This window comes from Streptomyces sp. NPDC102490 (genome assembly GCF_044765285.1).
GTDB lineage: Bacteria > Actinomycetota > Actinomycetes > Streptomycetales > Streptomycetaceae > Streptomyces.
This window is the reverse complement of sequence record NZ_JBIWJU010000001.1, coordinates 426374-449459: the sequence shown is the minus strand read 5'-3', so window position 1 is coordinate 449459 and position 23086 is coordinate 426374. Positions and strand designations below refer to the sequence as shown.

Here is a 23086-nt window from a genome sequence, read left to right as displayed (position 1 = left end):
CGTCCGCCCGGACATCCGACCCCCCAATGAGGTTGCACGGCCCATGAACTCCCGTCAGCGCCGCGGCATCATCCTGCTCCTCCTCTCGGTCCTCTGCGCCCTCGGCGCCTTCGCCGGCGTGCTGTCCGTCATCAACGACGTGAAGTCCAAGGTCGGTCCCGAGGTGGCCGCGTACCGGGTGAGGAGCGACATCGAGCCCTACACGCAGCTCGGCGCGGCGCAGTTCGAGAAGGTCGAGATGCCCGAGCGCTGGCTCTCCGAGAACGCCGTCACCGACCTGTCCCAGGTCCGCGGAAAGATAGCCGTGACCAAGCTGAAGGCCGGCTCGCTGCTCCAGAGCGACATGATCGTCGACACGCCCGCCCTGCGGCCCGGACAGCAGGAGGTCGCCATCATGATCGACGCGGCGACCGGCGTCGCCGGCAAGATCACCCCGGGCTCCACCGTCAACGTCTACGCCACCTTCGAGGGCCCCCGTGAGGGTGACCCCGACCAGTCGAAGATCATCGTGACCAACGCCAGGGTCATCGACGTCGGCGAACTCACCTCACTGGAACCCGACGAGGACAGCCGCGACCGCGAGCCCACCGACGCCGTCCCCATCACCTTCGCCCTGTCCACCATCGACGCCCAGCGCATCACCTACGCCGAGTCGTTCGCCCGGCGCGTCCGGCTCGCGCTGGTGGCCCCCGGCGGCGACACCGACGTCCCCGACCAGGACCGGACGTACGAACTCGCGAAGGACAAGTGAGAGCCGCATGGCCACGAGGATCCTCCCGGCAGTCGGCGACCCGGACGCCGTACGGTCCCTCACGACACTGCTCAGCCAGCTCCCGGAGGCCGAACCGGTCGCCCCGGTCGCCGACTCCACCCAGCTCGTCGACACCCTCGCCCGGCTCGCCGCCGAATCGGTCGACGAACTGCCCGAGGTCGTGATCGTCCACGAGCGGATCGGACCGGTCCCGGCCCTGGAGCTGATCCGCGAGGTCGCCCTCCGCTTCCCGGCCGTCGGCGTCATCCTCGTCACCTCCGACCCCGGCCCCGGCCTCTTCCAGGCCGCCATGGACCACGGCGCCCGCGGCCTGGTCGCCCTCCCGCTCGGCTACGAGGAACTCGCCAGCCGCGTCCAGGCGGTGGCCCAGTGGTCGGTGGGCGTACGCCGGCACCTCGGCGGCGCCGTCGACGTGTTCACCGGTGCGGGCGGCACCGTCGTCACCGTCAGCGGCGCCAAGGGCGGCGTGGGCGCCACCCTGACCGCCGTCCAACTCGCCCTGGCGGCCCAGGCGTCCGGCCGGTCCACGGCCCTGCTCGACATGGACCTCCAGACCGGCGACGTCGCCTCCTACCTGGACGTCCAGTTCCGCCGCTCCGTGGCCGACCTGGCCGCCATCACCGACCTCTCCCCGCGCGTCCTGGCCGACGCCGTCTTCCGCCACGACAGCGGCCTCGCCCTGCTGCTCGCCCCCGGCGAGGGCGAACGCGGCGAGGAGGTCACCGACCGCGCCGCCCGCCAGATCGTCGCCGCCCTGCGCTCCCGGTACGAGGTCGTCGTCATCGACTGCGGCGCCCAGCTCGGCGGGGCCGGCGCCGCCGCCGTGGAGAGCGCCGACACGGCGCTGCTGGTCACCACCCCGGACGTGGTCGCCGTACGGGGCGCCAAACGGACGGTGCGGATGTGGGAGCGGCTCCAGATCCGCAAGGCGCAGGAGACGACCGTGGTCGTCAACCGGCACACGCGGGCCACGGAGATCCAGCCGCCGCTGATCCAGAAGATCACCGGCACGGCGATCGCCGCCACCACGGTCCCGGCCAACTTCAAGGAACTCCAGGGCGCCGTGGACGCCGGCCGCGTCCACGAACTGGACGGCAGGAGCACCGTGAAGCAGGCCCTGTGGACCCTCGCGGGCGAACTGGGTCTGGCCGGCGTGCCCGACGCGGGCCGCAAGGGACACGGCCGCCTGCGGGGAGACCGGGGCGCGGCCGGCCTGCGGCGCCGGAAGGACGGTGCGGGGTGAGCGGACGGTGCGCGGTGAGCGGGTTACCCGGCCGGGCCCCGGACCGGGAGAGCGGCCAGGTCACCATCGAGTTCCTCGGCATGACCCCGGTGATCATCGCGACGCTGGTGGTGCTGTGGCAGCTCGTGCTCGTGGGATACACGTACACGCTCGCGGGGAATGCTGCGGACGAGGCGGTACGGGCGGCGACGGCGGCCGATCGCGGGGCGCGGGCGGGCGCCTGCCGGGAGGCGGGCCTGGACAAGCTGCCGGGCGCGTGGGAGGGAGGCGCCGAGGTGGACTGCGCTACCGCGGGCGGTTACGTCACCGCCGACGTGCGCATCGAGGTCCCCCTGCTCTTCCCGGGCACCCTCAGCGTCCCCTTCACCGTGCACGGGCACGCCGGGGCTGTGGAAGAGGAGGACGACTGAGATGCCGTACTCCCGCAGGGGACGAGCCGGGGACCGGGGCCAGGTGGCCATCGAGTACCTCGGCTTCCTCCCCATCCTGATCCTCGTCGGCATGGCCGTCGTCCAGCTCGGCCTGATCGCGTACGCCGCCCAGCAGGCCGGCACCGCGGCCCGCGCGGGAGCGCGCGGCGCCTCGCTCCAGGAGAGCGCGCAGACGGCGTGCGCGGCGGCCGTCAGCGGCGGGCTGGCCGGCGGCACCCACTGCACGCCGTCGTACGGCGGGGACGAGGTGACGGTCACCGCCGCCGTCGAGATCCCGTCGATCGTGCCGGGCTGGGACTTCGATCCGGCCCGCAAGACCGCCACCATGCCGCTGGACCACTGACCGAGGAGCCGAGGACGCATGAGCCTGCGCGCACGCATCCACTCCCCCGAGGAGCACGGCAGCCGGGGCGAGGACGGACACCTGGTCGCCTCCTACCGGGCCAAGCTCCTGGAGGAGATCGACCTCGCCGAGATGAGCGCGCTGGCGATGGCCGAGCGCCGGGCCCGCCTGGAGCGCGTGCTCGGGCACATCATCAGCCGCGAGGGCCCGGTCCTGTCGACGGTCGAACGCTCCCAGCTGATCCGCCGGGTCGTCGACGAGGCGCTCGGCCTCGGCATCCTGGAACCGCTCCTGGAGGACGCGTCGATCACCGAGATCATGGTCAACGGCCCCGACGCGATCTTCGTGGAGCGCGCGGGCCGCGTCGAGCAGCTCCCGCTCCGCTTCGCCTCCCACGACCAGCTGATGCAGACCATCGAGCGCATCGTCTCGACGGTCAACCGCCGCGTGGACGAGTCGAACCCGATGGTCGACGCCCGCCTCCCCTCCGGCGAACGCGTCAACGTCATCATCCCGCCGCTCTCCCTCACCGGCGCCATCCTCACCATCCGCCGCTTCCCGCGCTCCTTCACCCTCCACGAGCTGATCGGCCTCGGCTCGCTCGACGAGAACATGCTCTACCTGCTGGCCGGCCTGGTGCAGGCCCGCTTCAACATCATCGTCTCGGGCGCGACGGGCACCGGGAAGACCACCCTGCTCAACGCCCTCTCCGGCCTGATCCCCGAATCCGACCGCATCATCACCATCGAGGACTCGGCCGAACTCCAGCTCCAGCAGGCGCACGTCATCCGCCTGGAGTCCCGCCCCCCGAACGTCGAGGGCCAGGGCCGCATCACCATCCGCGACCTGGTCCGCAACTCGCTGCGGATGCGCCCCGACCGCATCGTCGTCGGCGAGGTGCGCGGCGGCGAGTCCCTGGACATGCTCCAGGCCATGTCCACGGGCCACGACGGCTCGCTGGCCACTGTCCACGCAAACAGTGCCGAGGACGCCCTGATGCGCTTGCAGACCCTGGCCTCGATGTCGGACGTGGAAATCCCCTTCGTCGCCCTGCACGACCAGATCAACAGCTCCGTCGACGTCCTGATCCAGCTCACCCGGTTCGCCGACGGCGCCCGCCGCATCACCGAGATCGCCCTGCTGGCCAGCCACGGCGGCGAGCCGTACCGCCTGGCCACGGTCGCCCGCTTCAACGCCCGCCCGATGTCCGCCGACGGCCGCGTCGTCGGCGCGTACGAGTACCACCCCCTGCCGCAGCGCACCGCCGAGCGCCTCTACATGGCGGGCCAGCCCATCCCGCAGGCCTTCGGCGTGGCCCACACCCCGGACCAGCTCACCACCCGAGAAGCCAGGTAGGACCGCCCGATGGAACTGGACACGCTCGTCACGCTCACCACCGGCATCTCCCTGCTGACCTGCGTCCTGGCGGTCGTCGGCCTGCACTCGTACGCCGCCGGGAAGGCCCAGCGCGCGGCCCTGGTCGACCGCCTCACCGCGACCGGCCGGACACCGGTGGCCGGACGCCGGCGCCGCTTCCCGGGGCTGGACCGCCGCCTGCGCCGCACCAGACTCGGCCGCGACCTGGAACGCCGCCTGTCGGCCACCGGCCTGGACGTGACCCCCGGCGAGTTCTTCGCCTACATGCTGGCGACCGTCGCGGGCCTGTGGCTGATCGGCCAGGCCGCCCTGGCCCCCTTCTTCGGCCCCCTGGCCGGCCTGCTCGGCATCGGCGTCGCCGTCCAGTTCCTCAACTGGCAGCGCCAGCAACGCATCGAGAAGTTCATCAACCAGCTCCCCGAACTCGCCCGCATCCTCGCCAACGCCACCCAGGCCGGCCTCGCCCTGCGCACCGCCATCGGCATGGCGGCGGAGGAACTGGAGGCCCCGGCCGGCGAGGAACTGGGCAAGGTCGCCGACCAGCTCGCCATCGGCGCCTCCATGGACGACGCCCTCGGCGAACTCGCCGGCCGCCTCCCCTCCCGCGAACTGGTCGTCCTCGTCACCACCCTCGTGCTGTCCAACCGCGCCGGCGGCCAGGTGGTCGGCGCGCTGCGCAACCTGACGGAGACCCTGGAGGAACGCAAGGAGACCCGGCGCGAGGTCCGCACCCAGCTCTCCCAGGTCACGCTGACGTCGTACGCCGTCCCCGTCCTGGGCATCGGCTCGTTGCTCCTGATGAACGGGGTGAAGGACGGCGCCCTGGAACGCATGACGGGCTCCCCGGCCGGCCAGGCCGCGGTGATCACCGCCTTCGCGCTCTACGCCGTCGGCTTCGTCCTCATCCGCCGCCTGTCCCGCATCGACGTCTGAGAGGAGGCGAGCCACACACATGGGACTCCCGCTCCCCGGTATCCTCCTGGCCCTCCTCATGGCCCTGGCCGTCTGGGGCGTCTTCGCCGGCCTCCGCATGTACCGGGCGGAGGCCAAACTCCCCGACGACCTCGCCCTCGCCCTGGAGGTCGGCGCCACCCGCACCGGCGCGGCGCACTCCCTGATCGATCGCATGGGCATGCGCTACGCCCCCGCCGTACTGCGCCTGATGGGCCCGGCCCTGGTCGCCAGGTACCGCCGCAGGATCGACCTGGCCGGCAACCCCGGCGGCCTCACCATCGACCGCTACGCCGCCCGCCGCGCGGTCTACGGCTTCCTGGGCGCCCTCGGCTGCCTGGTCTTCCTCCTCCGCGGCCAGTACCTGGTGGCCCTCCTCCTCCTCGCCTTCGGCGCGTTCTGGACGGAGGTGGGCATCTGGTCGGCGATCCGCATCCGCAAGGACGTCATCGAACGCACGCTCCCCGACTTCCTGGACGTCCTCGCCGTCGTGGTCAGCGCGGGGCTGGGCTTCCGCCAGGCCCTGGACCGGGTGTCGACGCGGTACGAGGGCCCCTGGGCCGACGAACTGCGCATCACGCTCCGCCAGATGGACCTGGGCATGAGCCGCCGGGAAGCCTTCACGGAGCTGCGCCGGCGCAACGACTCCGAACAGGTGGCGATGTTCGTGACGGCACTCCAGCAGGGCGAGGAACTGGGCGCCCCGATCGTCGACACCCTGGTCTCCCTGGCCAAGGACATGCGCCGCACGGACGCCCAGAACGCCCGCCGCAAGGCCGCCCGCGCGGTCCCCAAGGCCACGCTGATGATCACGACCTTCATGGTCCCGGCCACGATGATCCTCCTCGGGGCCGGCCTGATCCTGGGCTCGGGGACGGACTTCGGCACGATCACGGGCGAGTAGGGGAGGAGGAACGGCGACATGACGGTCAACCGCCCGGGAGGGAAGCAACGCGTACACAACAACAGTGCGACTGCACACGCGCCACCAACGCCAACAACGTACGACGCTGGGCCCATTGCGGCCCATTCCGCACAATACCTTTCGCATCTGCAATCAACTGTGGGACAGTCGTTGCCTGGTACTCCCGACAGGTCGAGGTCCCAACCGAGCGCAAGGGGGGTGGAGATCGTGGACGCCGTCACGTCCGGCACGACCAGCCGGCAGATCCCCGCCGCCCACCCGCACGTTCCGACCTCGGAACGCGACGCCGCCCACCCTGGAGGGGAACACCATGACCAACTGGCTTCACACCGCCGCCGCCCACCTGCACACCCGCACCACCACCCACCACGACAAGGGCCAGACGGCGGTCGAGTACCTGGGCATCATCGCGGTGGTGGTGGCGATCGTGCTGGCGATCACGGGGACGGACATTGGGCAGACGATCTACAACGCGATCACGGACAAGATCACCGAGGTCACCGGCATCTGATGCGCCTCCGTGCGAACGGAGACGATGGGCAGGCTTTCCCCATCTACATCACGGTGGTGGGGGGCCTGCTCTTTCTCGCGCTCGCGTACTTCGCGGTCGGTCAGGCCGCGGCGACTCGCAGTGAGGCGCAGACAGCGGCGGACGCCGCAGCGCTCGCGGCGGCCCTGGAGACGCGAGACCGCCTCACGGACCAGTGGATCACCCACGTTCTGGAACCGGATGCGTGGCAGGACATCTTCGAGGGCGATACTCCGGTGCCCAATGGATGCTGGCGCGCCCACGACTTGGCAGCGCGCAACGACGCGAGCGTGGATTGCGAACCGGACGGCCTCCTGGGTTACACAGTCGTCGCCGAGACGAACGACTCTGTCGGGGACACCATCGTGCCGGGCACAGAGAACCGAAAAGCGACACAGACCGCCACCGCCGTGATCGAAGCCCGTTGCTGGTTCGAGCCGCTCGCCGAGGATGCCGACGACGATACGCTGCCAAGCCTTTCCTGCAAGGGTGGCCACGTCTGGGACCTGAATCCGGATGACCTCTCGGACCTACCGAAGCCCGAGGACCTGTTCGATGTCCATCTGGCCGACAGCTGACAAGCGAACGAAGAGGACCAAGGAAGCGGAGTCATGAGCATTCGGTTCACAACAAGGGCCCGCGGAGGATTGGCAGCGTGGCCCATCGCCGCCGTACTGGCGTTCGGCATGGCGGGCTGTGGCGGTGGAGGTGGCGACGACAAGCCGGAAGCACCGGTGAGTTCCTCCAAGGGCGGCGACTCCAAGCCGGATACCCAGGAAGGTGACGCGGGGGAGACTTTGGCCGAGCTGAGGGGGCCCAGTGGTCTGTTCCTCAAAGTCACCGAGGCGCAGCGGGACGGGGGCGGCTTCGTCACGGTCAGCGGAGACCTCAAGAACGACGGGGACAAGGCGGTCAACGTTCCTGCTCAGTTGAGCGGGAACGAAACAGAGATCATTCGGAACGGCAAATCGCTCGGCGGCGCCACTCTGGTGGATTCCAGGGGCAAGAAGCGCTACTACGTGCTGCGCGATACAGAGGGACGCCCGCTCACGACAACGAAGTTCCCACCCCTGAAGGCGGGCGAGTCCCTGCCGGTGTTCATGCAGTTCCCCGCGCCCCCCGCCGACACGGCCGAGGTGACGCTTCAGCTGCCGATGTTCACGACCGGCACCATCGAGATCTCGGGGTGAGGCACGCCATGACCTCACCACCTCGCCTGATGGCCGCAGTAACCCTCATGCTCGCCACCACCGTGTACGGCACCACCACCGCCCACGCCGACGACGACCCCAACGACCCCCCGGGCACGGAACCCTCCGCCTCCGCCCCCGTGAAGGTGGACCCCAACGACCCCGACCTCAAGCTCCCGGACGGAGCCACACTCGCCCAGGCGAAGGTCCTGGACATCAAGTCGGTGGTGGAAGAGCAGAGCGGCGACGAACGCCGGGAGGACACCAACACGAGCGTGACGCTCGCCCTCCAGGCCGAGGTGCTGTTCGGGAAGGACAGCTCCAAGCTCGGCGCCGAGGCCAAGTCCCGCATCAGCGGCATCGCCGACGAGATCAGAACCCAGAACGCCACAAGGGTCCGCGTCTTCGGCTTCACCGACGACCTCGGCTCCTCCGCCCACGGCGACGTACTCTCCAAACGGCGCGCCAACGCCGTGCACGACGTCCTGTCCCAGTCCCTCAACGACGCGGGCATCACCTACGAGGTCCGCGGCTACGGCGAGCAGTACCCCATCGCCGACAACTCCACGGAGGCCGGCCGCAAGAAGAACCGCCGGGTCGAAGTCTCCTTCCCCCGCTCGGAGCCCTGACGAACCATGACCAGGCGACCGCACCCTCACTCCAAACCCGCCCGCACGGTCCTGTCGGCCCTGGCAGCACTGACGGCCCTGACCACGACAGCGGCATGCAGCACCACGCACCGAACGGACGACGAGGCAGGCCCCACACCCCGGAACCGCCCCACGACTTCCCGCCCCGCACCGGAGCCCCCCGCCTCCTCACCGGCGGACGGCACCGACGTCCGTGCCTGCACCGACGGCAACTGCGAGATCGCGGTGACCGAGCCCGTGACCCTCCACTTCCAGGCACCGGGCGACGCCGGCCGGGCAACGCTGTCGGTGACGACGGTCGGCCCGAACGAGATCGAGTACGAGGTGAAGTCCGGCAACAACCGTTCCACCGGCGGCGCGAGCGGCCCGGGCCAAGGCTGCCTCACGTACCTCCGCGAACACGGCAGCGGCAACTCCTGCGGCGCCCTCGACCCCACCCGCCCGAGCCCGCAGCCCGACGCCGTGGTGATCCAGGCGACAACGGGCCCGAACGGAACAGCCCTCCTCCACATCGTCTCGCCCTGAGCAAGCTCCCGTCGTGTCGACCAGCAACCGGTACACGCACGACTAGCCCGCCGGACCCTCCACGATCTCCACCCGTGCCCCCGTCCGCACCCCCCACCCGCTCATCACCCCGGCCTCCGCCTCCAGCACATGCCGCGCCCGCAACCGGGGCAGCCCCAGCCTGCCCGGCCGCATCGTGCGCACGGCGATGACGGCGAGCCGCCGATCGAGGTAGGCCACGTCGATGGCCATCCGCATCCGGAACGTGTGCACGCTGTTGGCGGGACTCAGCAGCATCGCCCCTTCGACGGAGTCCCGCCCCAACAGCCCCTTGGTGCGCGCCCGATACGAACTCGCGATCTCCAACGGAACGCGAACCCCCTCACCACCTCCCCCCACCACGACCAAAACCCCGCCCCCGTCCCGCCACCGCCGCCGCCGCCGTCCCATACAAACCCCCTCCGTCCAGCCCCGTCGAAGGTAGCGGCCTAGCAACGACTGGCACCGGGACCCCTTTGCCGCGTCCGGTGTGTTACGGAACCGTTATGGCCCAAGAAGTCACACGTACAGTGCATGCGAACTCCCGGGTGGCAGCGGGGAGACAGGTGTCACCCTGGTGCCGTCCGACCCCGGTGGATAGCGTTGCGTCGCTGAAGAGAAGCCTCGTCCCACCCAGGAGCCGACAGTGAATCGCCGCCGCCCCACCCTCCTCGCAGCGCTCACGCTGACCGCCACAGCGGCCTTGACGCTGTCCGCGTGCGGCAACGACGACAGTTCCGACAAGGGAGAGGACAAGATCGCCGGAGCGGACACCGGCAGTCCCACCCCCTCGGCCTCACCGACCGCGTCCGAGCCGTCCGAGCCCGGCCGACCGAAGATCGAACTGCCCGATGACCTGTCGTACACCTTCGACTGGCCGAAGACCGGAGACAAGGACAAGGACGCCGTCCTCGCCGACGGGGAGGAGTCCATCAAGGCCGTGGACCTGGCGATCGTCCATCAGGACCCACTCGACAAGGCTTACCTCTATTACTACGAGGGCGAAGCTGCGGCCGGTACGCAGGAGTTCATCCAGGCTTACGTCAAGGAGAACGCGCGAGTGACGGGTGCGTACCGCTTCTATGACGCGGTGGTCAACATGCGCGGAAATGACAGTGCCTCGCTCGTGTACTGCGAAGACCAGGGCAAAGCCTACGACATGTATCTGAAGCCGAAGAAGGTCAACAAAACGCCCGTCACCAAGAACAGTTACGTGCTGTACAACACCCAATTGAGTAAGAACGACAAGGGCGTCTGGGTTGTCCAGAAGATGTTGTCCCAGAGGGGGAGCGACAAGTGCCAGCCCTGACTCCAGCCACGCGTGCCTTGGCTGTGCCAGTCGTGATGGCTGCCTTCTTCGTGTGCGCGACACCCGCCGTCGCCGACAACAAAATCGGTGGCGGCGCTCAGACGCCCAGTACGGAAGCTCACGGTGAGTCCGACGGAAAGGGCACCGTCTCGGCGACCGCCGGTGCCGTCGTCTACGACCGTTCGAAGAACGGCTCGGGGGCATCCGTGGGCCCGGTGGCCGCCGCGACGAACTGGACACCGCCCGCTTGCTACTACGCCCCGAAGTACACCCCGGAGCAGCTCCAGAAGGCCAAGGAGCCCGTCTGGGAAGCCGAATCGACGGGCTACCAGTGGGATGCCAAGCAGCGCGACAGGTACGTGAACGGGAAGCCGTACAAGGACTTCAACAAGGAGAAGACAGGCGAGGGCTACTGGTGGGACTCCTACGTCACGCCTGGCCGGGAGGGTGACCCGGGGGCGCTCGACTGCAAGGAGGACACCTTCTGGGTGGACACCGATGACGATCCGCCGGCGGACATCCCGCAGGCGATCACGCCGGAAGTCCTCGCCCAGCTCGCCTACGCGGAGATCCGCGTCCCCACCACAGAGGTGGAGCTCAAGCCCGCCGGGACGACGAAGGTGAATCTGCCGACCTGGGTGTGGCTCGACGCAACGGACTTCAAGCCCGTGTCGGTGACGGCTTCGGTTCCTCTCCTGGGCGTTCAGGCCACCACCACGGCGGAGCCGGTATCGGTGAAGATCGACCCGGGTACGGCAGACGCCCAGACCTACCCGGCGTCCGGGGTGTGCGAGGCCGCGAACGGCAGCATTGGTGAGCCCTACGCGAAGGGCAAGGCCGATGAGACGCCGCCCTGCGGGGTCAAGTACCTGCGTTCGTCAGGCGACGGCTCGTACCAGCTGAAGGCCACGGTCACCTGGAAGATCCACTGGACCGGTACCGGCGTGGCCGGCGAACAACAGCTGCCCGACGGCGACTTCGGAGGTGAGCAGGACGTCATCGTCCAGGAGATCCAAGCCGTCAACCGCTGATTCCGCGGGTCGAGACCTGGCCGACTAACCGTAGGGGTTCGCGGAGAACTCAGGGTGATCGCCCGGGAAGTCGGGAGGAAAGAACGGAACGACCGTCGCACGGGTGAGTTCGTGGACGTCGGCGTGCGTGCCGTCCTCGCAAGATTCCCGGGCCCTGGCGACAGACGCGTTGAGCGCGGCCATCAAGTCCAGCACGCCCTCGGGCTGGTCAGGCTCCGGCGCGGCCGGCGGCTCACGGTGCTCGCGCTTGGCCACGATGATCTCGCTGAGCGCGAGCACGTCCGCGATCAAGCGCGGAGTGGGACCCCTCGTGCCAGCCAATCGAGACAGCTTGTAAGCCGCCCGCCGTCGTCTTCCTCGTCTGCACGCTCATTCGCAGGCGTCGCCTCAAGACGGCGCGCTCTTGATCCTGTTACGAGCTCCAAAGAGCGCAGCTCGCCGGCCTTCCGGGCGGCATTCGCCGTACCGCGACAGGGCACGCACGCTGCCGGCCCGTCAGGGAAGCCGCAGGTCCCGCAGCTGTCGCCGGGAGGTGATACTCAGCTTGCGGAAGATGCTGCGGAGGTGGGCCTCAATGGTGCGCGGGCTCAAGAACAGCTGTGCGCCGACCTCCCGGGAGGTCGCCCCGGTAGCTACCAGCCGGGCGATCGTCAGCTCCTGTGCGGTGAGCGCGTCCGAGGGCTGGGCGGACCGGCCGCGTGGGTGCTCGCCGGTGGCGCGCAGCTCGCGGGCGGCGCGCGCGGCGAACGCTTCCGCACCCATGTCAGACAGCATCTGGTGGGCGGTGCGGAGCTGCTGGCGGGCGCCTTGGCGGCGGCCCTCGCGGCGCAGCCACTCGCCATAGACGAGATGAGTCCGGGCCAGCTGGGTGGCCACTCGGCAGTTTCGTAGCTGCTCGATCGCCTCGCGGTAGTACTCCTCGGCGGCCGGGCCGGTGCTGACCAATGCCCGTGAGCGCGCTGCCAGCCCGAGCCCCCACGGGGTGCCGCTGGCCAGCGCCCGTGAGCTGAGCTGGTCCAGCGCAGCGGTCGCACGCTCCGGCCGGCCGCTACGGCATGCCGCTTCAATGAGCTCGGAGTGGGCCAGGTTGCTGTGGGTCAGCTCGTCGGACTCGAAAGCCCGCGTCGCAGCGACCAGAGCCGCCGGGTAGTCGCCCAGACCGTTGTGCAGCACCGCCATGGCGTACTGCGCCAGGAAGTCCTCAGTTCGGCCCCCGCGTCCAACCGCTTCCCGGACCATGGTCGCGTGGACCTCGGTGGTCTCGTCCGAGCGGCCGCGCCAAGCAGCCAGGATGAGCTGGCCGTGGAGCACGGGCACAGTTCTGGTCGCGGCCGCGATCGCGGTCTGCTCGGCGGCACGGGAGAAGTCACCGGAGAGCACCAGCATGACGGACTGGACGAGCAGTGCTGCCGGGAGCGTGGCCAGTGCGCCGGCTTCCCTGACCAGCCGGACATGACGAGCGGCCAGCGCGTGCACCATCTGGTCGTCGAAGACCGACATCGCGGTCCGGCCGGCCAGCCACAGCCAGCGGCGGTCATCGCCGTCGTTCACGGCATGATCGTCCCGCTCGTGACGATTGAAGGCGTCCAACGCCCGCCGCAGCCCGGGCACTCCTGCCGCGTAGCCCTGCGTGAACGTCGTCACCAGCCCGTCGAGCAACAGATCCACCGGCCTCGGTGGCTCCGGTGGTGCGGGCGCGGCCCGGGCTGCGTCGGCCACCGCACGCACGCCGCCGGGTCCGCGGTCGCCAGTAACGATCGCCGCATCGAGCGCGTCCAGGTAGGTCTCCCGGGACAGCGCCGGGTCCAGCGGGGCGAGGCTCTTGGCGGCGTCCAGCAGCATCCGCGGCCCCTCGCCGCCCCTTGCCCCGTGGAACGCGATCCGAGCATTCAACAGCTCCAGGCGGGCCCGCGCCACGGCGTCCAACGGCCCGGCCGCGGCGACCGTCAGCAGCTCCAGGGCCCCGGGCGCACCGGCCTCGTGCTTGGCGTGCGCAGCTTCCAGGGCCCGTTCCGCCCGGACGGCCGGCCCAGGGGTCAGCTCGGCCGCACGCTTCAGGAACGCCGCCGCGGCGGCCAGCCCGCCGCGGGCGCGGGCCCGCCCGGCCGAACGCTCCAGCTCCGCGGCGGCGTCCTCATCAGTCCCCACCACCGCCTGCGCGCGGTGCCAGGCACGCCGGTCCGGATCGACCTGCTGGTCGGTGGCGGCGGCCAGCGCGCCGTGCGCCCGGCGCCGGTCGGCCGGTGTGGCCGCCCGGTAGACCGCCGAGCGCACCAGCGGGTGCCGGAATCGCACACGGAAGTCGAACTCCAGCAGCCCGGCGGCCTCCGCGGGCGCAGCCGCCTCGCGGGCGATCCCCAGCTCCGCGGCCGCGCGCCACAGCAACGCCGCATCCCCGGTCGGCTCGGCCGCGGCAACCACCAGCAGCATCCGCGCGTCGGCAGGCAGGCTGTTCGCGCGACGCCGAAAGCCGTCCTCGATCCGGCGCGGAACGCTCACCACGTCCGGCAGCTCGAACCCGCCTGCGAACTGCACCGCCGGAGCACCCCGGGGCAGCTCCAACAACGCCAGCGGATTGCCGCGCGCCTCGGCTACGATCCGGTCGCGCACCACACCGTCCAGCGGTGCGCGGACCGCGGTGGCCAGCAGCGTCTGGGCATCGGACGCCCCCAGCCCCGCCAGGCGCAGCTCCGGCAACCCGCTGAACGCCGCGACGTCGGTCGCACCGGGATCGCGCAGCGCAAACACCATCACCACCCGCTCGGCCCCCACCCGCCGGGCCACGAAAGCCAGAACCTGCGCAGACGCCTGATCGAGCCACTGCGCATCATCGACCACACACAGCAACGGCCCGTCCTCGGCCAACAGGCTCAACACCGCCAACCCCACCAGGAACCGGTCCGGCGCAGCACCCTCGCGCAGCCCGAACGCCACCCCGAGCGCGGCCTGCTGCGGCTCGGGCAGCTCGACCGCCCGCGCCAGGAACGGGGCGCACAACTGGTGCAGGCCCGCGAACGCGAACTCTGCCTCGGCCTCCACCCCGGCCGCGTCGTGAACCCCGAATCCCATCGCCACGGCGGTCTCCCGCATGTGCTGCAAGAGGGCGGACTTGCCGATGCCGGCCTCCCCGCGCACCACCAGCACCCCGCTGTCGCCGCCCTGCGCCCGAGCCAGCAGCTGCTCGAGCGCCGCCTGCTCGGCGCGCCGTCCCACGAGCATCGCCTGGTCCTCCCCTGGCGTCGACACGGCGTCTATTCGGTAATTGTCACCGACGCGAAGCGCGCGGGCAGCATCGGGCCGTCAAGATGCCGGCCGCCCCCGCGCCAGGGTCGGTGACGGGCTAAGGGATTTCCACCGACGCGGACCAGGCGCCTTCCCCGCGACTCTGAGAGCCGACAGCAGAGCGACCGGGAAGGGAGCGGCCACCGTGATCAGCACCGAGGTGTTCTTCCCCGCCGACGAGGAGTCCTCCCGTTACGGCAGCAGCGCGAGCGGGTCGCCGTCCACGCCCTGGCCCACCGGGAGCTGCACGGCGGTGGGGCGGGCTGTCGGAGGCCGATCGCCGGCGCCGGCTCACGCACCCCTGACCACGCCGAAGACATGTGGGCCGAAGACATGTGGGCCGACGACACGTCGGTCGACGACACCTGAAGGGAACAGCCGTGGCCTGGAGACCCCGCCAACTCGCCGAACTCGCCGGCACCACTGTGGGTGCGGTGCGGCACTACCACGACGTCGGCCTGCTGGAGGAGCCGCCGCGGCGCGCCAACGCCACGACACGGCGACGAACCTGCCCCTCGACCTCCTCGGCGGACCTACCGCCGTGACCGCGTTCGCCCCCGGCCTGGATGACGCGACCACCCGTTTCGACCGCAACGAGCCACAGCTCAACGTCTCCACCGGCCCAGACGACGAGCGCGACACCACCACACCGGCCGCCATCGTCGAGAGCATGCGGGCGATGCCCCTCGGTGGCGGCCTGCGGCCGGCCGGCCGCGAGCGGATCACCACCTCGCTCGTCCCGAACACCACCGGCGACGCCACCATCGCCGAGGCGACAACGATCGCGGTACGGCGGCTCGTCGGTCAATAGCAGGCACACCCCCCTCGGAAAGGAAAGATCATGGGACACGTAACCATCGGGAACGAGAACAGCACGCCGGTCGAGCTCTACTACGAGGACCAGGGCGCGGGTCAGCCCGTCGTCCTCATCCACGGCTACCCGCTCAACGGCCACAGCTGGGAGCGCCAGACGCGCGAGCTGCTCTCCGCCGGCTACCGCGTCATCACCTACGACCGCCGCGGCTTCGGCCGCTCGTCGAAGGTCGGCACCGGCTACGACTACGACACCTTCGCCGCCGACCTGAATGCCCTGCTGGAGACCCTGGACCTGCGCGATGTCGTCCTCGTCGGGTTCTCGATGGGCACCGGCGAACTCGCCCGCTACATCGCTCGATACGGCCACCAGCGGGTCGCGAAGCTCGCTTTCCTGGCCTCCCTGGAGCCCTTCCTCGTCGCTCGGGACGACAACCCGGACGGCGTGCCCCAGGACGTCTTCGACGGCATCGAGGCCGCGGCCAAGGGCGACCGCTACGCCTGGTACGAGCAGTTCTTCTCCAACTTCTACAACCTCGACGAGAACCTGGGCCACCGCATCGGCCAGGAGGCGGTCACAGCCAGCTGGAACGTCGCCGTCTCCAGCGCCCCCGTGGCCGCCCATGCCGTCGTCTCCTCGTGGATCGAGGACTTCCGCGCCGACGTCGAGGCCGTCCGGGCCGGCGGCACGCCGGCCCTGATCCTGCACGGCACCGCCGATCGGATCCTCCCCATCGAAGTCACGGCCCACCGCTTCCGCCGGGCCCTGCCCGACGCGCAGTACGTGGAGATCGACGGCGCCCCGCACGGGCTGCTGTGGACTCACGCCGACGAGGTCAACGCCGCCCTGCTCGCCTTCCTGGGAGACCCACTCCCCAAGGGCGTCCGCCCCGGTTCGCAGGAGTCGCCATGACCACGGCCACCGGCGCCTCGCCCCGCGGCGCCGACCTCGGCGTGCGCCCGCGGCGAGCGCCTCGCCCCTACGCTGCCCGTGCCGTGGCAGCGGTTCGGCGTGCTCGATGCGCAGGCTCGTCGTCGGCGATCGACGAACGGGACCCGACCCTCACCGCGGCGGCGGGGCCATCGGTCAAGGTACTCGGGCCCGTGGTCTGCGGGCCCAGAAGCACCTGCGGCGGGCCGCTGAGCATGCGCACACCCTTCACGGACAGGTCGGCACCACCGAACGGGACCCGGCTCGGTGGGGTGGCACTGCCACGGCAGGGGCCCGAGGATGCGCTCATCAGGATCAGAGCGGGGCTCACCGGCATCGCGCTCGTGCACGGGGTCGGCGTCCTCGTCGGGGCGTCGGACGATCCCGCCGACCTCGGACGGTACGGCACGGACCTCTGGGGCCGGAAGATGGTCACGGCTGAGAGGACGCGATGAGGGCAACCGGTGCTCCGGCTCCACTCGTCGGACGACAGGCGGAGATCGCTGCCGTGACCGAGGTGCTCGACCGAGCCCGCCGTGGCACCGGTGGCGCCCTGGTGATCTGGGGTGAGCCGGGCATCGGCAAGACCGCACTTCTCGACCACGTCACCGCGGCGTCTCCCGATTTCGCCCCGCTGGCGGTACAGCCCGCACGGTGCGAGTCCGGGACCCCCTTCGCCGGCCTGGACACGCTGCTCCGGCCGGTCGAGCACCTGATCGCGATGCTTCCGGTGTCCCAGGCGGCAGCGTTGCGAGGCGTGCTTGCGGGCGAGGTCACCGGAGCGGGCCGGTCGCTCACCGCCGTGGCGGTCCTGTCCCTGTTGTCGGCGCTGGCAGTCGACCGCCCGCTCCTGATCGTCGTGGACGACGCACACCGGCTCGACGCGGAGACCGAGTTCGTGCTCGGATTCGTCGCCCGGCGGGTGGGGACCGATCCGGTGGTGGTCCTGGTCGCCGGCCACGACGCGCCCGCCGGCGGAACGTGGGAGGGGGTCGATCCGCTCGCCGTGAATCCTCTCGCCGACGACCACGCCGCCCAACTGGTCGCCGCCGCCCACCCCGGCCTCGACGGCCCCGAGGTCACCCGCGCGGTGAAGGCAGGTGGGGGCAACCCGCTGGCACTGCACGAGCTGCCTCTACCAATCGACGATCTTGCCGCCGGCACGGTGCCCGTGGGGCCCCGGCTGCGTAAGGCCTTCGCCGAGCGCCTGCAGACCATGCCGACCCCGGCACGCGAGTTCGTCGTGCTCATGGCCGCGGCTCGTGCCGACGGTGATCAGCTCACGCTCGCACGGTCAGCACGTTCCCGCGACGCCGAGGAGCCGGTCTGGGAGGAGACGACCTGGTCGGGTCTGCTCGCCGGGACGCCCGACCGGCCTGCGCTACGGCACCCGGTGGTCCGGGCCGCTGTCTACGCGAGCGCCTCCCCGTCTGAGCGCCAGAACGCCCACCGGACCCTGGCCGCCGCGCTTCCCCCGGGCAGTCGCGGGCATGTCTGGCACCGGGCCGCGACCGTTCACGGCGTCGACGAGGAGATCGCCGGGCTGCTCGAGCAGACGGTGCCCTCGGGCGCCGGCGCGGTACCGATCCTGCGGCGGGCCGCCGAGCTGTCCGCCGACCCGGCCGCTGCGACCCGCAGGCTCGCCGGCGCGGCCGTGGCCGCCTGGCACGGCGGCGATGCCACGATGGCGCGTCGGTTGCTGGCCGATGCCCGCAGCCTGACCGACGAGGTCCTGACCACCCGCGCCAGCCGCGGCCTGCGCGGGGTACTCGAACTCGCCGAGGGGTCTCTGGAACGAGCCCACCGATCGATCAGTCGCGACATCGCCGCGTTCGATGATCCGCGCATGAGAGTGGAGCTCGGCGCCGCTGCCCTGCACGCGGGATGGTCCGCGGCCCGCGACGACCTCGTCGGCGAGACCCTCACTCGTCTCGCGGGGCTGACGACCCCTGGGCTGCCCGACGTCCTCCCGATCGTCCGGACGTGGTGGGGGCCGGCGACGGACCCGGCACGGGCAGCGTCGTCGGCAGAACTCGGTGACGTCATGGCGCACATCTCCCGGGTGGAGTCGCAGCTGCTCCCGGCGTCGCCGCTCGGACTGGTGTGGGGCCTCGACGAGCCACTCGCCGATGCCGTGCACGCCCTTGTCCGCAGGCACCGCCGTCACGCCGATGGCACCTCGCTTGCTGCGGCGCTGGCTCGGATCGCGCGACTCGACATCGCCGCGGGCCGGTGGGGCGCTGCGGAGGAGGCCGCGGCCGAGGGGCTCGCGTCGGCCGAGCGGATCGGTGCCGAGCACATCGCTGCGGAGTGCCGGAACTGCCTCGGGTGGCTCGCCGCCGCCCGCGGTGACGGCCGCAGCGTCGACCAGCTGACCGTTCGGACCCTGCGGCTGGCCGGGCCGCGCCGCGACCGTGCGGTCAGCGCCTCGGCCCACTGGAACCGTGGAATGGCCGCACTGGCGGCCGGTCGCGCCGATGCCGCACTCGACCTGCTCGCCCGCTTGGACGAGCACGGGCACGAGGCAGCACATCCGATCGTCGCTTTGCTGGCAAGCCTGGACACGATCGAGGCCGCCGTGCAAGCGCGGCGGCCGGAGATCGGCCAGCGCCGCGCCGAGGCGCTCGACGCCTGGGTACGGCGCACCGGCGCGCACTGGGCGAGATTCACAGCGCACCTGGCACGCGCACTGCTGGACGAACCCGCCGCCGAACGGTCCTACCGGGCGGCGCTGGACGTGCCCGGTGCGTCCCGGCGCCCGTTCGACCACGCACGGGCCCGGCTGCTCTACGGCGAGTGGTTGCGGCGACAGCGGCGGCGCCGAGACGCCCGCCAGCAGCTCGACGCCGCTGCCGAGACGTTCCACGCCCTGGGAGCGCACCCGATGCTCGAGCGGGCCCGGCGTGAGCAGCGTCTGATCATGGCACCCGCACGCCGTGACACTGCCGTCGGCACGGGCATGGCAACGCTGACGGCACAGGAAAGCCGGGTGGCCCAGCTTGCCGCCGGCGATCTGACCAACCGGGAGATCGGGGCCCGTCTGCGGATCAGCGACCGCACCGTCGGGCATCACCTGTCCAACGTGTTCGCCAAGCTGGGGCTCTGCTCACGGCGCGACTTGGCGGCCACCGGCATCGCCGGACGGAGATGATCCCGGCTCGGGAGCGGGTGTTGGGCCTGTACCTCCGGTTGGCGGATGCGCAGGCGTCGGAAGCCGTGCAGCCAAGAAGTGGTGCGTTCGACGACCCAGCGGATGGTGCCCGGGCCGGTGCCGTGTGGCAGGCCCGCGTTCGGCGATCGCCGGGCGAATGCCTCGCTCGCGCAGAAGTCGGCGGTACGTGTCGTGGTCGTAGCCGCGGTCCGCGAAGAGCGTGTCGGGCCGTCGACGGGGTCGCCCGACGGTCCCGGCCACGGCCGGGATCTTGTCAAGCAAGGGCAGCAGTTGGGTGGTGCTTGCTGCCCGGCCGTGCGCGGTCGACCGGGCTGGGACCGCTTTGGGGCCCCGGCGTGCGGCCCGGACGTGGGAAGAGTTGATCACCGCCCTCGACCAGTCGAGTTGGTTCTTTCAGCAGGAGCCCGTGCAACTGGTCCCAGACGCCGGCCTCGTTCCAGGCCGCCAGCAGGTCACCCCGGAGCCGATTAACGACCACAGTTCATCCGAGACGATCCACGGCCGCGACTGTCTCTTCCCCACGACCACACCAACGATCCAGCCAGCCGACAGTCACATGATCAACAGCTTTTGTTAGAGCCAGTAAGAGGCAGAGCGCGCTGTCCTTCACTCTGACCTCACGACCGTCAGGCGAAAGGAACTGTCATCAAGTCCTGTTGGGGCCGCAGAGGGAGAGGTCTCACCCTGGTGTCCCTCGGCGCCGGTGGATAGCGTTGCGTCGCTGAAGAGAAGCCTCGTCCCGCCCAGGAGCCGACAGTGAGTCGCCGCCGCCCCAACCTCCTCGCAGTGCTCACGCTGACCGCCACAGCGGCCTTGACGCTGTCCGCGTGCGGCAACGACGACAGTTCCGACAAGGGAGAGGACAAGATCGCCGGAGCGGACACCGGCAGTCCCACCCCCTCGGCCTCACCGACCGCGTCCGAGCCGTCCGAGCCCGGCCGGCCGAAGATCGAATTGCCCGATGACCTGTCGTACACCTTCGACTGGCCCAAGACGGGTGACAAGGACAAGGATGCAGTTCTTGCCGATAGCGAGCAGTCCATCAAGGCCGTGGATTTGGCAATCGTCAACCAGGACGCACTCGACAAGGATTACCTCTACTACTACGAGGGTGAGGCTGCCGTCGGCACCCAGAAGTTCATTGAGAACTACGTGGATCAAAAGGCCGCAATCACCGGAAGTTACCGCTTCTACGCCCCTGAAGTGGTAGTCGACAAAGACGGTACTGCTTCCTTCTCGTACTGCGAAGATCAAGGCAAGGCGTACGTGAAGTACCTCAAGACCAACAAGGTCAGGAAAACTGAGGTGACTGCAAAGAGCTACGTCATCTACCACACGTCGCTGAAGAAGAACGGCGCAGGCGTCTGGGAGATCCAGAACATCGCCTCGCAGAGTGGGAGCGCCAAGTGCTGGCCCTGACGCATGGGTCCAAGGTGCTGCCGGTCGCGATTGTTCTGATGGGGTGCCGGTCGCCTTTCGCCCTGCCCGGAGCCGCGCATGCCGCAGACATCCTGGACGGCAGCACGCAGAACTCGGGACGGAGCAACAAGCCAACGCCGACGGCAAAGGGAACGTGTCGGTGACCGTGGGTGGTGTTGTCTTCGACCGTTCGTACGGACGGGAGCGGTGATTCGGGCGGTGCAGTGACGTCGTCCACGTCGTGGTCGCCGTCGGCGTGCTGGTATGCCCCGGAGAGCCACTGGACCGGCAGTGGCAACGCGGGCGGAGACCTCTCCGCCGTCAACCGCTGAGCGGTCTCGCCAGTCCTCAGGGCGGCGGCGGTCTCCGGAGCGTCACGGAAAACGGATGACGTCGTTCCTTTCATCGGTGTGGTGGATCGGTGAGAGGGGACGGGCGGGTGGCGGAGCGGCTTGCCGTGGACGGGGACGAGCTCGGGCGGTTCATGAAGTCGCTCAAGGAGTCGTCGACTTCGCTCCGGGGCGTGCGGAAGGCGCTGTCGGACGCGACGATCGCCGGGCTGGGCACGGATGAGCTCGACTCGGCGTGCGAGGCCTTCCAGGAGGACTGGACGTACGGCTCCGAGGAGATCGGCAAACAGACGGAGGACCTTGCCGACATCATCGGCAAGAGCAAGGACAGTTACCTCGAGGTCGACAAGGCGCTCGAGGCTGCGGTGCGGGCGTCGCGCGAGGCCAAGGGCGGCGGCGGGACGTGACCGTCACGGCCGGCCACGACCAATACGGTGCCGCTCTCGACCCGCAGTCGCGGGCGGACCTGGGCAAGCCGCAGGGGCTCAAGTCCGCTCCGCCCATCCCGAACCCGGCGTATCCGCACCTCGGCTTCAATCCCGTGCCGGGGGACACGGAGACCGTTCGGGGGCTGGAGAAGAAGCTCAGCGGATGCGCGAAGGTGCTCCAGGAGGCGTACGACCTCGTCACCAAGCTCCTCGACGGCAGCTGCTGGAAAGGCGACGCCGCCGTTGCCTTTCGCGAGCAGCTGGACGGCGGCCCGTTGCCGCTGAACCTGAAGAACGCGGCGCACTCGATTCGCAAGGCGGCCAGGCAGCTGGACCGCTGGGAGGGCGAGCTCGACGACTTTCAGCGGCGGGCCAGGAAGCTGGAGGACGACGCGAGGGACGCCCAGGCCGCGGTCGACCGTGCACAGGGGCGCGCGGACTCGGCGGGTCGTGATCCCGGCCTGAAGGAAAAGGGGGTCGATGGCGACGCCGCGCAGAAGGCGCTTACGCGCGCGAACGGTGAGCTCGACGATGCCCTGGCCGAGCTGAAGAAGATCATCGGCAAGGCGAAGAGGCTGGCCGAGGAGCATGAGGAGAAGGCCGGGTACCGGGCGCGGAAGATCCGGGACGCCACGAAGAAGCTGGTGCCGCACGAGCCGGGGTGGTTCGACGAGGCACTCGACTGGCTGGGCGACAACCTCCCGGACATCCTCAGCTTCGTGGCGGGGGTGATCGGGGTCGTGGCGCTTCTCTTCGCCGGGCCGCTGGGGTTGGTGACGGTGGCGGCGTTGATGCTGACGGCGTCTGGGCTGAGTGCTACGGCTCTTGGTCTGCGGCTCGGTGACGCAGAGGTACGTGCCTCCCTGATGGACGGCCTCACCAAAGGGGAACTCGACGCGGATTTCTGGAGCAACGCGGTCTCGGTGGGGGCGGATTTTGCAGGAGTTTTGCCAGGGCTGGGAGCTGTGGCAAAGGGAAGTAAAGAAGCGGCGCATGCAATTCGGACTGGCGGGCAGTCACTCAGTTTCTGGCAGAGAGCGTCATCTTATGGTTCAAAGTCACTAGACGAGGCCGGGCGCATTGCAGGGCTGGAGAACGGACTTGTTGCGCGAGCAGTACGTGGTTTCAGTAACCCGGAGAAGGCGGCAGATGTAGTGTCCGCAGTCTCGGGTGTTGCTGGGGTCGGCACCGGAGGTTTCGGGTTGTACAACAAGGCGGTGGACGCTGAAGACGACGGCATCAAGGATGGGGCCGTCGCAGGGATCGACGGCTCGCGCTTGGTCCTCGACAACGGTGGAATCATCGGCCTCGTCCGCCATGTCTTCTAACGCTCACAGGGAGAGTTGGCTGTGAATCCTGTCGCATGCACGACAGCTTGGGATCACCTTCCCACGCGA

The 23086-nt window shown here is 70.2% G+C and carries 24 protein-coding genes and 1 pseudogene; 21 read left to right on the top strand and 4 right to left on the bottom strand.

Annotated elements, in window-relative coordinates; translation table 11 throughout:
* Positions 1-43: 43 nt before the first annotated feature.
* From cpaB to ACIRGB_RS01995, 12 genes are all read left to right on the top strand, one after another.
* On the top strand, positions 44-751 hold the full coding sequence (gene cpaB / locus ACIRGB_RS02050; protein WP_403857731.1) for a Flp pilus assembly protein CpaB: 708 nt from the start codon (positions 44-46) through the stop codon (positions 749-751).
* Positions 752-758: 7 nt separating this feature from the next.
* A complete protein-coding gene (locus ACIRGB_RS02045; RefSeq protein WP_403857728.1) occupies positions 759-2015 on the top strand; it encodes a CpaE family protein in 1257 nt (418 codons plus the stop codon).
* A 14-nt stretch (positions 2016-2029) separates the two neighbouring features.
* Positions 2030-2425: a TadE/TadG family type IV pilus assembly protein gene (locus ACIRGB_RS02040; protein ID WP_403857725.1), complete on the top strand. Its 396-nt coding sequence runs from the start codon at positions 2030-2032 to the stop codon at positions 2423-2425.
* Between the two features lies 1 nt (position 2426).
* Positions 2427-2789, top strand: a complete 363-nt coding sequence (locus tag ACIRGB_RS02035) for a TadE/TadG family type IV pilus assembly protein (protein WP_403857722.1) — start codon at positions 2427-2429, stop codon at positions 2787-2789.
* Positions 2790-2807: 18 nt separating this feature from the next.
* On the top strand, positions 2808-4145 hold the full coding sequence (locus ACIRGB_RS02030; protein ID WP_403857719.1) for a CpaF family protein: 1338 nt from the start codon (positions 2808-2810) through the stop codon (positions 4143-4145).
* Between the two features lie 9 nt (positions 4146-4154).
* Entirely contained in the window at positions 4155-5099 is a 945-nt protein-coding gene (locus tag ACIRGB_RS02025) for a type II secretion system F family protein (protein WP_403857716.1), read from the top strand.
* A gap of 19 nt (positions 5100-5118) precedes the next feature.
* Complete coding sequence (locus ACIRGB_RS02020; protein WP_403857713.1) at positions 5119-6021, top strand: DUF5936 domain-containing protein; 903 nt, start codon at positions 5119-5121, stop codon at positions 6019-6021.
* A gap of 331 nt (positions 6022-6352) precedes the next feature.
* Positions 6353-6553, top strand: a complete 201-nt coding sequence (locus tag ACIRGB_RS02015) for a hypothetical protein (protein WP_403857710.1) — start codon at positions 6353-6355, stop codon at positions 6551-6553.
* Positions 6553-7149, top strand: coding sequence for a pilus assembly protein TadG-related protein (locus ACIRGB_RS02010; RefSeq protein ID WP_403857706.1), 597 nt, complete (start codon positions 6553-6555; stop codon positions 7147-7149). The genes ACIRGB_RS02015 and ACIRGB_RS02010 overlap by 1 nt, the downstream gene beginning before the upstream one ends.
* A 33-nt stretch (positions 7150-7182) precedes the next feature.
* Positions 7183-7761, top strand: coding sequence for a hypothetical protein (locus tag ACIRGB_RS02005; RefSeq protein WP_403857703.1), 579 nt, complete (start codon positions 7183-7185; stop codon positions 7759-7761).
* 8 nt (positions 7762-7769) lie between these two features.
* Positions 7770-8390 carry an OmpA family protein gene (locus tag ACIRGB_RS02000; protein ID WP_403857700.1) on the top strand — a complete coding sequence of 207 codons (621 nt, stop codon included), beginning with the start codon at positions 7770-7772 and terminating at the stop codon, positions 8388-8390.
* Positions 8391-8636: 246 nt separating this feature from the next.
* Positions 8637-8936: a hypothetical protein gene (locus ACIRGB_RS01995; RefSeq protein WP_403857698.1), complete on the top strand. Its 300-nt coding sequence runs from the start codon at positions 8637-8639 to the stop codon at positions 8934-8936.
* 42 nt (positions 8937-8978) lie between these two features.
* Here the strand turns inward: ACIRGB_RS01995 and ACIRGB_RS01990 are convergent, their stop codons facing one another.
* A complete protein-coding gene (locus ACIRGB_RS01990; protein WP_403857695.1) occupies positions 8979-9365 on the bottom strand; it encodes a DUF192 domain-containing protein in 387 nt (128 codons plus the stop codon).
* Between the two features lie 235 nt (positions 9366-9600).
* Between ACIRGB_RS01990 and ACIRGB_RS01985 the strand changes: the two genes are divergently transcribed.
* Both ACIRGB_RS01985 and ACIRGB_RS01980 read left to right on the top strand, forming a co-directional pair.
* Positions 9601-10263 (top strand): hypothetical protein, encoded by a 663-nt coding sequence (locus tag ACIRGB_RS01985; RefSeq protein ID WP_403857692.1) that lies wholly within the window; start codon positions 9601-9603, stop codon positions 10261-10263.
* A gap of 35 nt (positions 10264-10298) precedes the next feature.
* Positions 10299-11294: a hypothetical protein gene (locus ACIRGB_RS01980; protein ID WP_403857689.1), complete on the top strand. Its 996-nt coding sequence runs from the start codon at positions 10299-10301 to the stop codon at positions 11292-11294.
* A 24-nt stretch (positions 11295-11318) separates the two neighbouring features.
* On the opposite strand, the gene ACIRGB_RS01975 is transcribed toward ACIRGB_RS01980, so the two are convergent.
* Complete coding sequence (locus ACIRGB_RS01975) at positions 11319-11585, bottom strand: hypothetical protein (RefSeq protein ID WP_403857686.1); 267 nt, start codon at positions 11583-11585, stop codon at positions 11319-11321.
* A 204-nt stretch (positions 11586-11789) separates the two neighbouring features.
* Positions 11790-14513 carry a BREX system ATP-binding domain-containing protein gene (locus tag ACIRGB_RS01970; RefSeq protein ID WP_403857683.1) on the bottom strand — a complete coding sequence of 908 codons (2724 nt, stop codon included), beginning with the start codon at positions 14511-14513 and terminating at the stop codon, positions 11790-11792.
* 443 nt (positions 14514-14956) lie between these two features.
* On the opposite strand from ACIRGB_RS01970, the gene ACIRGB_RS01965 reads away from it, so the two are divergent.
* The 4 genes from ACIRGB_RS01965 (at position 14957) to ACIRGB_RS01950 (ending at position 19471) form a co-directional block, all read left to right on the top strand.
* Positions 14957-15121, top strand: coding sequence for a MerR family DNA-binding transcriptional regulator (locus ACIRGB_RS01965; protein WP_107487770.1), 165 nt, complete (start codon positions 14957-14959; stop codon positions 15119-15121).
* Positions 15118-15387: a hypothetical protein gene (locus tag ACIRGB_RS01960; protein ID WP_403857680.1), complete on the top strand. Its 270-nt coding sequence runs from the start codon at positions 15118-15120 to the stop codon at positions 15385-15387. The genes ACIRGB_RS01965 and ACIRGB_RS01960 overlap by 4 nt, the downstream gene beginning before the upstream one ends.
* A 30-nt stretch (positions 15388-15417) precedes the next feature.
* The gene (locus ACIRGB_RS01955) at positions 15418-16302 is read left to right on the top strand and encodes an alpha/beta fold hydrolase (protein WP_403857677.1); all 885 of its coding nucleotides are present in this window, start codon (positions 15418-15420) and stop codon (positions 16300-16302) included.
* A gap of 526 nt (positions 16303-16828) precedes the next feature.
* A complete protein-coding gene (locus ACIRGB_RS01950; RefSeq protein WP_403857674.1) occupies positions 16829-19471 on the top strand; it encodes an AAA family ATPase in 2643 nt (880 codons plus the stop codon).
* 41 nt (positions 19472-19512) lie between these two features.
* On the opposite strand, the pseudogene ACIRGB_RS01945 reads toward ACIRGB_RS01950, so the two are convergent.
* A pseudogene (locus ACIRGB_RS01945) lies at positions 19513-20014 on the bottom strand (IS5/IS1182 family transposase); the annotation flags it as partial.
* A gap of 264 nt (positions 20015-20278) precedes the next feature.
* On the opposite strand from ACIRGB_RS01945, the gene ACIRGB_RS01940 reads away from it, so the two are divergent.
* The 3 genes from ACIRGB_RS01940 (at position 20279) to ACIRGB_RS01930 (ending at position 23017) form a co-directional block, all read left to right on the top strand.
* Positions 20279-20911, top strand: coding sequence for a hypothetical protein (locus ACIRGB_RS01940; protein WP_403857671.1), 633 nt, complete (start codon positions 20279-20281; stop codon positions 20909-20911).
* Positions 20912-21350: 439 nt separating this feature from the next.
* A complete protein-coding gene (locus ACIRGB_RS01935; protein ID WP_403857668.1) occupies positions 21351-21668 on the top strand; it encodes a hypothetical protein in 318 nt (105 codons plus the stop codon).
* Positions 21665-23017, top strand: coding sequence for a hypothetical protein (locus tag ACIRGB_RS01930; RefSeq protein WP_403857665.1), 1353 nt, complete (start codon positions 21665-21667; stop codon positions 23015-23017). The genes ACIRGB_RS01935 and ACIRGB_RS01930 overlap by 4 nt, the downstream gene beginning before the upstream one ends.
* Positions 23018-23086: the final 69 nt, after the last annotated feature.

Coding starts and splice junctions, on each gene's coding strand:
- cpaB (WP_403857731.1), top strand. CDS start 44: ATGAACTCCCGTCAGCGCCGCGGCATCATCCTGCTCCTCCTCTCGGTC.
- ACIRGB_RS02045 (WP_403857728.1), top strand. CDS start 759: ATGGCCACGAGGATCCTCCCGGCAGTCGGCGACCCGGACGCCGTACGG.
- ACIRGB_RS02035 (WP_403857722.1), top strand. CDS start 2,427: ATGCCGTACTCCCGCAGGGGACGAGCCGGGGACCGGGGCCAGGTGGCC.
- ACIRGB_RS02030 (WP_403857719.1), top strand. CDS start 2,808: ATGAGCCTGCGCGCACGCATCCACTCCCCCGAGGAGCACGGCAGCCGG.
- ACIRGB_RS02025 (WP_403857716.1), top strand. CDS start 4,155: ATGGAACTGGACACGCTCGTCACGCTCACCACCGGCATCTCCCTGCTG.
- ACIRGB_RS02020 (WP_403857713.1), top strand. CDS start 5,119: ATGGGACTCCCGCTCCCCGGTATCCTCCTGGCCCTCCTCATGGCCCTG.
- ACIRGB_RS02015 (WP_403857710.1), top strand. CDS start 6,353: ATGACCAACTGGCTTCACACCGCCGCCGCCCACCTGCACACCCGCACC.
- ACIRGB_RS02010 (WP_403857706.1), top strand. CDS start 6,553: ATGCGCCTCCGTGCGAACGGAGACGATGGGCAGGCTTTCCCCATCTAC.
- ACIRGB_RS02005 (WP_403857703.1), top strand. CDS start 7,183: ATGAGCATTCGGTTCACAACAAGGGCCCGCGGAGGATTGGCAGCGTGG.
- ACIRGB_RS02000 (WP_403857700.1), top strand. CDS start 7,770: ATGACCTCACCACCTCGCCTGATGGCCGCAGTAACCCTCATGCTCGCC.
- ACIRGB_RS01990 (WP_403857695.1), bottom strand. CDS start 9,365: ATGGGACGGCGGCGGCGGCGGTGGCGGGACGGGGGCGGGGTTTTGGTC.
- ACIRGB_RS01980 (WP_403857689.1), top strand. CDS start 10,299: ATGGCTGCCTTCTTCGTGTGCGCGACACCCGCCGTCGCCGACAACAAA.
- ACIRGB_RS01970 (WP_403857683.1), bottom strand. CDS start 14,513: ATGCTCGTGGGACGGCGCGCCGAGCAGGCGGCGCTCGAGCAGCTGCTG.
- ACIRGB_RS01955 (WP_403857677.1), top strand. CDS start 15,418: ATGGGACACGTAACCATCGGGAACGAGAACAGCACGCCGGTCGAGCTC.